The 12,976-nt window shown below is 74.3% G+C and carries 11 protein-coding genes; 3 read left to right on the forward strand and 8 right to left on the reverse strand.

The annotated features are described in order from the left end of the window. Window positions 1-40: 40 nt before the first annotated feature. Window positions 41-973, reverse strand: coding sequence for an alpha/beta hydrolase family protein (locus GCE86_RS14070; RefSeq protein WP_167537096.1), 933 nt, complete (start codon window positions 971-973; stop codon window positions 41-43). Between the two features lie 122 nt (window positions 974-1,095). Between GCE86_RS14070 and GCE86_RS14075 the strand changes: the two genes are divergently transcribed. Further along, window positions 1,096-2,406 carry an aminotransferase class V-fold PLP-dependent enzyme gene (locus GCE86_RS14075; protein ID WP_204341979.1) on the forward strand — a complete coding sequence of 437 codons (1,311 nt, stop codon included), beginning with the start codon at window positions 1,096-1,098 and terminating at the stop codon, window positions 2,404-2,406. Between the two features lie 85 nt (window positions 2,407-2,491). After that, complete coding sequence (locus tag GCE86_RS14080) at window positions 2,492-3,103, forward strand: hypothetical protein (protein WP_154227385.1); 612 nt, start codon at window positions 2,492-2,494, stop codon at window positions 3,101-3,103. 9 nt (window positions 3,104-3,112) lie between these two features. Here GCE86_RS14080 and GCE86_RS14085 read toward each other — a convergent pair whose 3' ends face one another. The 5 genes from GCE86_RS14085 to GCE86_RS14105 all read right to left on the reverse strand — a co-directional run bounded on the left by GCE86_RS14085 (window position 3,113) and on the right by GCE86_RS14105 (window position 10,030). Further along, window positions 3,113-4,276 (reverse strand): glycoside hydrolase family 26 protein, encoded by a 1,164-nt coding sequence (locus GCE86_RS14085; RefSeq protein WP_244317294.1) that lies wholly within the window; start codon window positions 4,274-4,276, stop codon window positions 3,113-3,115. 73 nt (window positions 4,277-4,349) lie between these two features. After that, a complete protein-coding gene (locus GCE86_RS14090; protein ID WP_154230497.1) occupies window positions 4,350-5,474 on the reverse strand; it encodes a glycoside hydrolase family 26 protein in 1,125 nt (374 codons plus the stop codon). Between the two features lie 11 nt (window positions 5,475-5,485). After that, entirely contained in the window at window positions 5,486-6,592 is a 1,107-nt protein-coding gene (locus GCE86_RS14095; RefSeq protein ID WP_154227386.1) for a glycoside hydrolase family 26 protein, read from the reverse strand. Further along, window positions 6,589-8,502: a glycosyltransferase family 2 protein gene (locus GCE86_RS14100; protein WP_204341978.1), complete on the reverse strand. Its 1,914-nt coding sequence runs from the start codon at window positions 8,500-8,502 to the stop codon at window positions 6,589-6,591. The genes GCE86_RS14095 and GCE86_RS14100 overlap by 4 nt, the downstream gene beginning before the upstream one ends. 55 nt (window positions 8,503-8,557) lie before the next feature. Beyond that, on the reverse strand, window positions 8,558-10,030 hold the full coding sequence (locus GCE86_RS14105) for a glycosyltransferase family 39 protein (RefSeq protein WP_154227387.1): 1,473 nt from the start codon (window positions 10,028-10,030) through the stop codon (window positions 8,558-8,560). A 479-nt stretch (window positions 10,031-10,509) separates the two neighbouring features. On the opposite strand from GCE86_RS14105, the gene GCE86_RS14110 reads away from it, so the two are divergent. Beyond that, window positions 10,510-11,529, forward strand: a complete 1,020-nt coding sequence (locus GCE86_RS14110; protein WP_154227388.1) for a tetratricopeptide repeat protein — start codon at window positions 10,510-10,512, stop codon at window positions 11,527-11,529. Window positions 11,530-11,533: 4 nt separating this feature from the next. Here GCE86_RS14110 and GCE86_RS14115 read toward each other — a convergent pair whose 3' ends face one another. Continuing rightward, window positions 11,534-12,469, reverse strand: coding sequence for a hypothetical protein (locus GCE86_RS14115; protein ID WP_154227389.1), 936 nt, complete (start codon window positions 12,467-12,469; stop codon window positions 11,534-11,536). Next, complete coding sequence (locus tag GCE86_RS14120; RefSeq protein ID WP_154227390.1) at window positions 12,466-12,846, reverse strand: hypothetical protein; 381 nt, start codon at window positions 12,844-12,846, stop codon at window positions 12,466-12,468. Before GCE86_RS14120 ends, GCE86_RS14115 begins: the two co-directional genes overlap by 4 nt. Window positions 12,847-12,976: the final 130 nt, after the last annotated feature.

Genomic DNA, 12,976 nt, shown 5'->3' on the forward strand with positions numbered 1-12,976 from the left:
ACCGGGGCGGCCGCCGCGGCGGCCGCCCCGGAGGCGAGGCTCAGGAGCTGGGGCAGGTGTTGCGGTACTCCTCGATGGCCAGCCCGCTCGGGCCCGGGCAGAGGAACTGCTCGTAGCGGGTGTCGTTGTCCACGAAGCGCTTCAGCCAGGCCACCATCTGCTTGGCCGTCGGCGTGTTCACCGACTGCGGGAAGAAGTGGCTCGCGCCGTTCAACTCCAGGTACGCCTTCTCGGACGACGCCGGGATGCTGTTGTAGAAGGGCTCCGAGTGGGTGGCGACCGGGGCGACGCTGTCGCTCTCCCCACCGACGATGAGCGTCGGCACGGTCACGCTCGACCAGGTCTTGTCCAGGTTCCACGGCGCGAGCGGCACGGCGGCCTGCAGCGACGGCCGGGCGGCCGCGGCCTCCAGGGTGCCGCCGCCGCCCATCGAGTGCCCGGCCACGGCGAGCCGGCTGGCGTCGATCCGGCCCCGGACGGAGCTGCGCTGGACCAGGTAGTCCAGCGCGGCGAGGAGCTGGCGGCCGCGGCTGTCCGGCTGGTCGAGGAGGGTGTTGGTCTCGATGCCGATGACGACGAAGCCGTGCGAGGCGATGCGCGGGCCGAGCCAGCTGAGGCTGGACCAGGTGGCCGTGTAGCCGGGCGAGATGGCGATGGCGCCGAAGGTGCCCTCGCTGGTGCTCGTCGGGTAGTAGACGACCCCGCCGCCGAAGCCCGTGACGCTCAGCGACGAGACGCTGTAGGACGTGGTGGCGAAAGGTCCGCGGCTGGCCTCCAGGAGGGCGTCGGTCGGCGCCGGACCGCGCTCGTAGGGGTTGGCGGCGGCCTGCGCGCCGGTGGGGACGGCCAGGGCCCCGCCGACGGCCAGGACGGCCGCCGCGGCGAGCCGGGCCAGCGCCAGGAGACGGGTACGGGGACGGGTGGTGGTGGCTGATCGCACGTCGGTCGCTCCTTGTCGGGTAAGAAGGTCCATCGACATGCGTCAGTATTGGAGTCGTCGCCCCGCCACCGCATCGGCGAAATCACCGGTCGTCGCACCGGCGACCGGCGCCGCTCGGTGACCTGACCGTGACGTGGACGGTGGACGATGGACGGATGCAGCTCACCCGACGGAACCTGCTCGGCGTGACCGCGGCGGCCGGCGTGACCGGCCTGGCCACCGGCTGCGAGCCGGAACGGCGGGAGGCGGCGGGGCCGGCGGCGAGCGACGCCCCGGCGCTGGACCCGGCGAGCTGGGACAGCGTGCGCGCCCAGTTCGCGCTCGACCGCAGCCGGGCGCACCTGGCCACCTTCGTCTTCGCGCCCCACCCCGCCCCGGTCCGGGCCGCCGTCGCCGCCCACCGCGACGGGCTCGACCGCGACGCCGTGGGCTACCTGGGCGCCAACGAGGAACGCCTCGACGGCGCGGTGCTCGGTGCGGCGGCCCGCCACCTCGACACCCGGCCCGACCAGATCGCGCTGACCGACTCGACCACCATGGGCCTCGGGCTGGTCTACACGGCGGTGCGGCTGCGGCCGGGCGACGAGGTGCTCACCACCGAGCACGACTTCTACGCCACCCACGAGTCCCTGCGGCTGCGGGCCGAGCGCGACGGGGTGACCGTACGCCGGGTGCGCCTCTACCGGGACCCGGCGGTGACGACGGTCGACGAGATGGTCGCGGGCCTCTCGGCGGCGGTCACCGCCCGCACCCGGGTCGTGGCCCTGACCTGGGTGCACTCCAGCACCGGCGTGAAACTGCCGGTCCGGCAGCTCGCGGAGGCGGTGCGCGCGCGCAGCCCCGAGGCGCTGGTCTGTGTCGACGGGGTGCACGGCTTCGGCGCCGACGCCGCCACCCCCGAGCAGCTCGGCTGCGACGTGCTGGTCTCGGGCTGCCACAAGTGGCTGCTCGGGCCTCGGGGCACCGGGCTGGTCTGGGGCAGCACCCGGGCGTGGAGCCGGCTGACCCCGGTCATCCCCACCTTCGACCGGCGCAGCATCGGCCGCTGGCTGTACGCGGGCACGGGCGGGCAGCCGACGCCGCCGGGACCGGCGCACACGCCGGGCGGCTACCACAGCTTCGAGCACCGGTGGGCGCTCGCCGACGCCTTCGAGTTCCACCACCGGATCGGGCCCGCGCGGGTCGCCGAGCGGGTCCGGGAGCTGGCCGGCCGGCTCAAGGACGGGCTCGCCGGCATCCGGGGGATCCGGCTGGTCACCCCGCGCGCGGCCGACCTCTCCGCCGGGGTGGTCTGCTGCAGCGTGCCCGACATCCCGCTGGCCGAGGCGGTGGGCCGGCTGTACGCCGCCGGCGTGATCGCCAGCAGCACCCCGTACAACCCGTCCCACCTGCGGTTCGGCGCGACCATGGCGAACAGCGAGGCGGACGTCGACGCGGCCATGAAGGCGGTACGCGGCCTGGTGTGAGTCCTCCCCCGGGCAACCCGCAGGTGTGCCCGCGCGTTTTCCGGGAATGGCACGCCGACGGCCGGCGAGGGGCGACGGAGGTCAGGTGGGCAACGGGGGGCGGGATCCAGGTGCGCCGCGGGCCGGAGCGGCCGACCCGCGGCACCCGGGCGAGGAGATCGACCAGCACCGCAGCGGCCCGACGATGGCCGACCCGGACGTCGTCCTCCAGATCCCCCACCTCCGCGTGGACGACATCTGCGCCGAGGTCGACGACCTGGACGCCCACGTGTCCCTGCGCGCCCGGCTGGGCGGCCTGTTCCAGCTGGACGTCGGCGCGCAGGCCCGGCTGGGCACGGTCCGGATCGACATCCGCGGCGTGACGACCGAGGCGATGCTGGAGGTCCGGCTCGACGAGCTGAACGGCATCCTCGACCGCGCGTTCGACACCGTCGACCGCAACCCGCAGATCGTCGAGGCGGCGGTCCGGACCCCGGGCGCCGCCACCGGCCGGGTGGACCGGACGACGCCGGCCGCGCCGGGTCCGCCGACCCGGACGCCCCGGGAGCCGGCCGACACCGCGGGCGGGGCGTCCGGTTCGCCGGGGCGTACCGCCTGGCGGCGGATGAAGAGGATCGCCAAGGACGGCCGGCCACTGCGGCGGGCCGCGGCGCGGCTGCTTCCCGGCGCGGGGCCCGAGCCGCGACGCGACCGGTGACCGGCCGGGCTACCCGTCCAGCTCGGTGCGCGGGACGAGGTCCGGTGACCAGCGGACGTCGTAGCGGGGCGCGGCGACCGACTGGGCGAAGGCGGTCGACGCGGCGCGGGAGCTGACGATGCGCCAGTCCATCTCCTTGTCCACCTCGAACCAGATGAGGCCGATGATGTCGCGGTGCTTCGGCAGCGCCTGGAAGGTCTCCCGGATCCACTGGGCCTTGCGCCCTCCGGCGTTCGAGGCGCCGGTCTCGGTGATGACCAGCGGGCGCCGGCTGAAGGTGCGGATCTCCGCGATGGTGGGACCGAAGATGGCGTCGAAGGACGAGTACCGCGACCAGGCCCCGGTGCCGTAGTAGCCGGTGGCGCCCACCCAGTCGACGTAGTCGTCGCCGGGATAAAACTGGTCGAGGTTCCCGGTGGTGATGCTCCACCGGGCGTTCGGACTCCACACCCAGATGACGTTGGTGGCCCCCGCCCGCTCGAAGAGGTCGTGCACGTGGCGCCAGGCCTCGACGTACTCGCCGGGCCGGTTGCCGTTGGCCTTGTCGCCCCACGGGTACCAGTCGCCGTTCATCTCGTGGGCGAACCGGATGGCGACGGGGTAGCCGAGCGACTTCACGCCCTCGGCCCAGGAGCGCAGGTAGCTGTCGAACTCGCCGCCCGTGATCCGCGACAGCCGGTAGGTCGGCTGGGTGGCGCGGATCCGGTCGATCTGGCGGACCGTCAGCTTCGTCCGCTTCCGGGCCGCCTGGTCCACGCGGTAGTCCCAGGGTTCCCAGCCCACCATGGGCAGCATGCCGCGGTCCCTGACCCGGTCGAAGAGCGACCGGTCGAACGTGCCGGACTCCCACCCCACGCCGAAGAGCATCACCTGAGGCGCGCGCCGCGCGGCCGCGGCGAAGCGGTCCACCGGCGCGAAGTCGTACGGGCCCTTGTCGGTCATCACGCCGATGAAGGCCTTGCCGGCGGGCGGGAAGAGGTCCGCAGCCAGTGGGAAGGGAGGGCCGTCGACGCCGACCGAGAGCACCGTGCCCGGTCCGGCTTCCGTCGGCGCATCGGACGGGGCGGCGGTTGCGCCACCCCCGCTCGTGGTGACCGGCGCCAGGGCGTAGGCGTAGGCGAGCAGGAGCGCGGCGATCACCGCCATGAGCACGCGCGGCCTGGTCACCCGCACGACGTCACCACCTTCTCCGGGCCCGCTCCGACTCCGCGTGAGTTTATGCTCTCCCACCCGTTATGTCCGGAAGTTAGTCCTCCAGCTTCGTCCGCAGGAGCAGCTCGGGCGACCACCGGATCCGGTAGCGAGGGTCGGCGACCGCCGTGGCGAAGGCCTGCGCCACAGCCGGGGAACTGACGATGCGCCAGTCCAGTTCCTTGTCCACCTCGAACCAGATGAGGCCGATGACGTCCGGGTGCCGCGGCAGCGCCCGGAAGGCGTCGGTGATCCATTCGGCCTTGCGCCCGGTGGCGTCGGAGGCCCCGGTTTCCGTGATGACCAACGGTTTCCCGCTGAACCCGCGGATCTCGGTGATGGTGGGGCCGAAGATCGAGTCGAAGGACCGGTAGTCCGTGTAGGCCCCGATGCCGTAGTAGCCCGTGACACCCACCCAGTCGACGTAGCGGTCGCCCGGATACCACCCGGACAGCTTCGGCTGCGACGCGTCCCACCGGGCGTTCGGGCTCCACACCCAGGTCACGTTGGTGACCCCCGCCGCGCGGAAGAGGTCGTGCACGTGCCGCCAGGCCGCGACGTACTCGCCGGGCCGGTTGCCGTTGCTCGCCTCGGACCACGGATACCAGTCGCCGTTCATCTCGTGCGCCAGGCGGATGGCCACGGGGTAGCCCAGGGACCTGATCCCCTGGGCCCAGGACCGCAGGTAGGGGTCGAAGTCCCCGGCCGTGATGCGGGACAGCCGGTAGGCGGGCTGGTTCGACCTGATCTCGTCGATCTGCCGGACCGGCAGGTTCTTCTCCCGGGCCGCCCTGTCCACCCGGTGGTCCCACGGTTCCCAGCCCAGCATCGGCAGCATGCCCCGGCTGCTGATCCGGTCGAACAGCGTCCGGTCGAAGGCGTCCACGTTCCACGACGCGCTGAACAACATCACCTGCGGCTGCTGTTTCGCGGCCGCCGTGAACGAGTCCAGCACCGCGAAGTCGTGCGGGCCCTTGTCGGTCATGACACCGATGAACGCCTTCCCGGCCGGCGGGAAGAGTTCCGGCGCCGGTCGGGACGGGGCGGCCGGCTCGGCCGTGGCGGGCGGGTCGGCCGGGCGGTCCTCCCGGCCGCCGACCACGGCGGTCGGCGCCACGGCGACCGCGTAGGTCAGCAGCAGGGCTCCGGTCAGCACCAGCAGGGCGCGGCCGGCGGTCATCCTCTTCACCGCTACTCCTCCGTGCGGGGGAACGTGTCCGGCGACCAGGTGACCTGGTAGCGAGGGGCGGCGACCGCGTCGGCGAAGGCCGTGGCCACGGCCGGGGAGCTGACGATGCGCCAGTCGAGTTCCTTGTTCACCTCGAACCAGATCAGCCCGATGATGAACGGGTACCTGGGCAGGGTCCGGAAGGCCTCCTTGATCCATTCGGCCTTGCGCCCGATGTGGTCGGAGGCCCCGGTCTCGGTGACGACCATCGGCTTCCTGCTGAACGAGCGGATCTCCGTGATGGTCTTCTTGAAGACACCGTCGAAGGAGAGGTACGGCGCGAAGTCGTACTTGCCGTAGTAGCCCGTGACGCCCACCCAGTCCACGTAGTCGTCGCCCGGGTAGTAGGTGGCGATCGGCGGCGTCAGGTCGGTGTACCGCACGTTCGCGCTCCACACCCAGGTGACGTTCGTGGCCCCGGCCGCCCGGAACACGTCGTGCACGTGACGCCAGGCCTTCACGTAGTCACCCGGCTGGTTGCCGTTGACCAGCTCGCACCACGGGTACCAGTAGCCGTTCATCTCGTGGGCGAAGCGGATGGCCACCGGGTAGCCCAGTGACTTGATCCCTTCCGCCCAGGACCGCACGTAGGTGTCGAACTCTCCGCCCGCTATCCGGGACAACCGGTAGCTGGGCTGGGCCGACCGGACCGCGTCGATCTGCTGGGCGGTCAGCTTCTGCTGCCGGGCCCGCTCGTCCAGCCGGTAGTCCCAGGGTTCCCAGCCCAGCATCGGCATCATGCCGCGGTCGCGGATCCGGTCGAAGAGCGTCCGGTCGAACGTGGCGGACGCCCACCCCTCGCTGAAGAGCATGACCTGCGGCTGGCGCCGGGAGGCCGCCGCGAACCGGTCCACGGGCGCGAAGTCGTGCGGACCCTTGTCGGTCATGACCCCGATGAACGTCTTTCCCGCCGGCGGGAAGGGCGCCCGGGGCCGGGCCACCTTCGCCTCCGCCGTAACGGCTCCACCCCGGCCCTCGGCGCCCACGGTGGGCGCCACGGCGAAGGCGTACGTGAGCAGCAGCGCGCCCGTCAGCACCAGCACGATCCGCGGAAAGGTGAACCTGATCATCGCAGCGCCCCCTCGGCCGCGACCCGGGACCGGGGCGGATGGACCTCCTCGGCCTCCGCGCGAGCGGGGGCGGGCACGACCACCTCGTCCTCCTGCTGGTCGGAGGCCCGCAGGTTCGACGCGAGCGCGATCAGCGGCGGACCGAGACCGGTCAGGAGGGTCAGGACGGGCCACACCCGCAGCAGGGGCGAGCTGTTGTCCAGCACGAAGCTCGCGCCGAGCAGCGCGGCGGAGACGCCCGCCCAGCAGAGGTGCAGCCGGAAGGTGCGGATCGACTCGACGGTGCGCAGCTTCCCCTTAGCCGTCACCACGAACCCGAGTTTGCGGCGCAGCAGGGCCGTGAACCCGGCGGCCACGTAGACGGGGCCGGCGAACAGCGCCAGCGCCATGCCGACCATGCCGATCTCCTCCCGTTCGTGTGGGGCGATGTTGAAGCGCCGCAGCCAGAGCCACAGCACGAACCAGGTGCCGAAGGTCGAGCCCCAGAGCACCGACCACACGGTGACGTCGAGCTGCGCCGAACCGACCCCGGTGAGCAGGTACAGGGCGGTGGCGAGGTTGCCCAGCAGGAGGCTGACCGCGACGCTCGGGTAGTAGAACTGGAGCAGGCGGTACTGCCAGCGCCGCCGGGACGGCAGCTCGCGCGGCGCCCTCAGCTCCCGCCGGACGAGGATCTCGCAGATCCCGGCCGCCCAGCGCTTCTGCTGGTTGAAGTAGTCCGCCCAGGAGGTCGGGCCCTCGCCGATGGCCACCACGTCGGGCGTGTAGACGCCCTTCCACTTGTTGCCCGTCTCCGGGTTGGTCGCGGCGTGCACGCGAATGCTGGTCAGGTGGTCCTCGATGATGGAGTCCTGGTAGCCGCCGATGGTCCGCCACGCCGCCGGCCGGTAGAGGTGGCCGGTGCCGGTCAGCAGCGGCGCGTCCAGCCCGTTGCCGCCACGGGCGATGAGGCCGTTGTAGAGGTACTGCTGCACGGACGCGCCGTGTGCCACGAAGTTCTGGTGCATGTTGCCGTACACCTGGGGGGTCACCACGAAGGCGACGTCCGGGTCGCGGAAGTAGCCGAGGGTGCGTTCGAGGAAGTTGGGCAGCGGCACGTGGTCCGGGTCGACGTTGGCCACCACGTCGTACCGGTTCTCGTTCTCGGCCCGCCAGGCGTTGTGGTTGCCGGACTTGGTCCGGGCCCGGAACTCCCCGCCGGGCTGGTTGTACTCCGGCCGGCCCTTGCGGCTGAAGTGGTGGACGCCGAGCCGCGCGGCCATCTCCCGGACCGCCGGGTCGTCACCCTCGTCGAGGATCCAGACGTCGACCTGTCCGCAGTAGACGATCTCCCGCAGGCGCCGCAGCGTCCGCTCCGCCACGTCGAGCGGTTCCTTGCTGGGCACGATCGTCGTGAGCAGGGCCACCCGGAGGCCGACCGGCGGGTCCACCGGCACCGGGTCCCGGGCGTGGAACGCGAACACCCACACCACCACGTTCTGCGCCAGGCGGATCAGCTCGACGCCGACGACGACGCAGAAGCCCAGCCGGGCCGCGACGGTCTCCCAGCCGCCGGCGCCGAACAGCCCGGCGCCGGGCACGTGCCGGGGCAGCAGCAGCCAGCCGACGAACAGCAGCCCGGCCGCGCTGTTGACCAGCACGAGCAGGGTCAGCACGAGCCGCGCCGCGGGCGAGGCGGTGTGCCGGAACTCCACCGCCGCGTCCGGGCGCCGCGGCGCGGCCAGTGGCCCGGCGGTGGCGCCGCACCGGGCGTACGCCAGGCGGGCCCGGATGTTCAACCGCCGGCGGTCCGGTCCCTTCCGGGCGGGCGGCCCGGCCGGGGCGAGCACCGGCGGACGGTTGCCCGAGGTGCCCGGCGTACCGGCCCGGGACGGCCTTGTATCAGCGGCGATGGCCACGATTTCCCCCATGGTGTTCTCGCCACGAACCCTGAGTGGGCAGTGGGGTTGAAAAGGTCGTGCTGAGTCAGAGGCCGGCGCGGTCGTCCACCAGGAGGGCCAGCGTGAACCCGGCCGGGTGCCAGACCTGCGCCACCTGGTATCCGCTGCGGAGCAGCCGCTCCGTCGCGCCGCCGACGGGCGGCACGGGATCCGTGCGTTCGCCGGGGCGGATCACCCAGAGCCGCCGGACGCCCCACAGGCAACCGGCGCAGCCCTGCGGCGGCGTCGCGGCGAACAGGTCCGTCGGCCGCCGGTCGGCGGGAAGGTAGCGGGCCACCAGGGTCCGCGCGTCCGCGTCGCCGTAGACCACGCCGTCGTCGGGCAGCCGCCGCGCGCCGACGATCTCGGCGACCTCGCGGGTGGCCTGCCCGTGCCCGTCGGGCGCGCGGACGGCCGCCTGGGCCGGCGCGGCGATCAGGGCCAGCGCCGCCAGCGCCACCCCCCACCAGCGAGCGCGCACCCGGGACAGGGCGGCCGCGGCCAGCGTCGCCCAGGCCGGCAGCGTGAAGAGCAGGCTCGACGGTGACCAGACCGGCGTCGCCTGCGCGAGGAGCAGCAGGCCGAGCGGCGGCAGCACCGCCCACGCCGTGCAGACCGCCGCCGTGCGCCGCAGCGGGAGGCTGAACAGCGCCAGCCCGGCCAGCACGGCACCCAGCGCGGCGACGCCGAACAGCTCCCGGGGGGTCGCGGCGAGCGCCGCCAGGTCGGGCCGGGCCCCCGGTGCGACCTGCCCACCGTCGCGTACCCCGGACCAGAGCAGCGCGGCGGCGGGGAGCGCGCCGAGGACGACGGCGGCCAGCCACCGGCCGGTCACCCCGCGCCGGAAGGCGAGCACGACCCAGCCGTGCCCGACGAGCAGCAGGAGCGCCGGCGCGTGGCACAGGCCCAGCACGGCCACCGCGGCGGCGTACGGGGCGAGGCGGCGCAGGCTCGGCCGCTCCAGGGCGGGCAGCAGGAACCAGGTGGCGAGCACCGCGGCGAACAGGGCCAGGGCGTACGGCTGGGCCTCCTGGGCGTAGCGGGTGACGCTCGGCAGCAGCGCGAAGATCACGCCGGCCAGGAGACCCGTGCGCGGCGCGAACATCCGGGCGGCCAGCGCGCCGAGGAGCGCGGCGGCCGCCGCGACGGCGAGCAGGGACGGCGCGCGCAGCGCGAGGTCGGAGGTGCCGAACGCCTCCGCCCAGGCGCGCATCAGCAGGTGGTACGGCACGAGCGTGACGTCGCCGCCGGGCAGCCCGTCCGGCCAGGGGGAGGTGGCGGCCCGCCAGGTCGCGAGTTCCGCCAGGCGCAGGCCGGGGGTGCCGGCTCCCACGGCGCCGAGCGCGCCGGCCAGCAGCGCCGGCAGCAGCCATGCGGCGAGCCGCCATCGGGAGGTGTCGGCGGGCGGACGGTGCCCGCCGGCCCGGGAACCGACCGCACGGTCCTCGCCCCACGGGTCCTCGACCCGGATCTCTCCCGAGCCGAGCCGGGGAAGGACCATGGTGTCCGCGTCCATCATCGTGACTCACGCATCCCTGTGGGTGCCGGCGACCTGGTTCCAGCCGCCCCGGGGCGACGCCGGATCGGCGTGCTCACGACGGTGCGAACCGCCTGCGCGGCCGCCACCGGGAGTCCCGGGTCGAGGACTGGATGACACCGAGGAGCTTAATGATTCATTCCGGCATAACGCTCATATAAGACGAACCGGACGAGCCGTTACCCCCGGACGGGGGAGGCCGCCGGCGGAGCCTCCTCCCGGCCCGTACCCGCGACGGTGGGAGCTGCTCCGAAGCGCCGCCGGACCGCCGATTTCATGCGAGCATCGGTCCGGCCGGGCCACGGCGACGACCCCGCCGCTCCGGCCGGCCACGCGCCGTGGACGCGGGGGGACGACGGGTGAAGGGGCCGCGGGCGTCAGGCACTGACGCGGTCCGGAGGGCCCGCGCAGCCGCCGGTTCCGGGGCTGCGCGGGCCCGCGCCGGATGGAAGGATGACCACGTGTCATCCCTCGCTTTACCGCACGTGACCTTCCTCGGTGGGCATCCGCGTGGCACCGGCGAGACGACGGGGCTGACCGCCGTCCTCGACCGCTCCGGCATCGACCTGCGCCGGCCGATCCGACGGTTCCTCCGCCTGCCCTGGCCCACCCTGCGCGGGCTGGACATCCGCACCCCGAGCCTGCTCTCCATGGCGCTCGACGGTCCCGGCCTGCGCTCCGGCGGGGCACACCTCGACCTGCACCTGGACCAGGGCATCTGCCGGCTGCACGTCCCGGGCACGCCGGCCCCGGAGCTGCGGGAACGGCTCGCCGCGTGGGCGGCCGACGAGGCGGGGCCACCCGCACCGCTGCCCGGCACTCCCCCGCCGCCGCCACGTCAGGCGCGCGGCCCGGCCGACGTGGTCCGGATGTCCCTCGACATCTGGCGGGCCGCCGGCGTCGGGCGGGAGGGGGTGCCCGACCGGAACACCCTCGCCTACCGGCTCAGCGTCGCCGAGGACCACCGCCACTGTGGCCGGTTCACCGAGGCACTGGCCCTGCTCGAACCCCTGGCCGCCGGGGCGACCGCGGCGTTCGGCCCGCTCGACAAGGACACGCTCGCCGTCCGCAACGAGCTCGGTCAGGCCTACCTGGCCGCCGGTCAGGTCGACGACGGGCTGGACGTGCTGCGGGAGGCGCTGGCCGCCGCCGAGCACGGGCAGGGCGCCGACGACGACCTGACCCTCGTCGTCCGCAACAACCTGGCGGTCGGCTACCAGCAGGCCGGCCAGTACGCGCAGGCCGTGGAGCTGCACGAGCGGAACATCCGGCACAGCGAGCGCCGGCACGGGCGGCAGAGCCGGCAGACGGTCGGCCGGCGCAACAACCTGGCCGCCACGCTGGCGCTGGCCGGCTACCGACGGCGGGCGATCGCTCTCTACTGGGAGGTCCTCGACGCGCTGCCGGCCGGCGACGACAACCTGGCGGTCACCGCCCGCCAGAACCTGGCCATCCTGCACAACCCGACCTGGCGACCGTGACCGGTCAGGGCCGGCGCGGCGCGGGCGCCCGACGGTCGCGCGGCACCACGTCGTCCTTGCGGACGATCGCGGTGATCTGCTCCCCGATCTCGCGGGTGAGCCGGTCCGGGCAGGGCAGCCCGAGCTGGAGGGCCAGATCCCGGCCGTACAGGTCGACGGCGGCCTCGGCCAGGTCGGCGTAGACCGCGACGGCCAGGCGGGCGCGGTAGCGAGCGGTGGGCAGCGCCACCAGGCCGACCACGAGAGCCGGCCACCAGAACGCCCCGAGGGCGGCGTACAGCAGGCCCCATCCGGTAAGCCGCGCGGCCGCCCCGCACCGCTCCTGCGCGGCCGCCAGCTCGCCCCGCGCCTCGTCGGGCAGCAGCAGCCACAGACGCGGCCACCCGCTCGCCAGGTCGATGCCGTAGCCGCGGTGCACCCGGACGTCGGTCGCGTGCAGCCGGTCGCCGACCCAGGTGGGCCGCGCCGGCTCGACGAGGCAGACGGCCACCCGGCGGGCGACGGCCCGGCGCGTGCGGTCCCGCAGCGCGGGGTCGCCCGCGTCCGCGAGCAGCGCGCGTTCGGCGGCCAGCACGGCGGCGTCGGCCCGCTCCCACCGACGGCGGCGCCGGGCGGTGAGCGCGCCCACGACCGGCCCGGCCCCGGCCAGGCTCCACGTCCAGGAGACCAGCACGCCCACCGACTGCGCGACGAGCCCGGCGGCCGCCGCGCCGAGCAGGAAGGCGGCCGCGCCGAGCAGGAGACCCGCCCCCGGCCCACCGGCCGGCCCGGCGGCCAGCCCGTCCCACCAGGCCGCCAGGGCCCACCGGTCGACGGCGTGCCGCTGGCCGAGGACCTCGGCCAGCACCACCGCGGCCGCGAACAGCGCGCCGGGCAGCAGCAGCGCCGCCGTCCAGCGGGTCACCAGTTGCCTGCCCAGCTCGGCGAGGAAGGCGTTCACAACACGATCCGGCGCTGCCCGAACGGCGTGCCCGTCAGCCCGCACACCGGCCGGTCGCCGTCGCCTTCCGGGACGGCACGGGGACACGGCAGCGGGCTCGGGCAGCCCCAGGCGACGACCGTGGGATGCCCGCCCCCGCCCAGCCACGGCTCGAAGCCGCGTACGCCGGTGGTCAGCCCGTCGACGCCGTGCCGGGCGAAGGCGTCGTCGAGCCGGTCGAGGTCCTCCTCCAGGTGGTGGTCCAGCCGGCCCTGGGCGACGGCCTCGGCGATCCGGTCGAGCACGTCGGCGACGCCGTACCGCTCGGCGTGCAGCCGCACCTGCCCGCCGACGGCCTGGCGGCACAGCCGGCCGACGCGCTCCGCGACGAGTTCCAAGGCGGCTCCAGGTGCACCGGTGGGCTTCCACCGCCACCCTATCGACCGGGGCAACCCGCGACCGTCCCCAAGGGTGGGTCGCGCGCCGCTTCCGCCAACCGGCCGGGGCGGGCAGGATGGGCGGTGGAGA

Source organism: Micromonospora terminaliae (assembly GCF_009671205.1).
Taxonomy (GTDB): Bacteria; Actinomycetota; Actinomycetes; order Mycobacteriales; family Micromonosporaceae; genus Micromonospora; species Micromonospora terminaliae.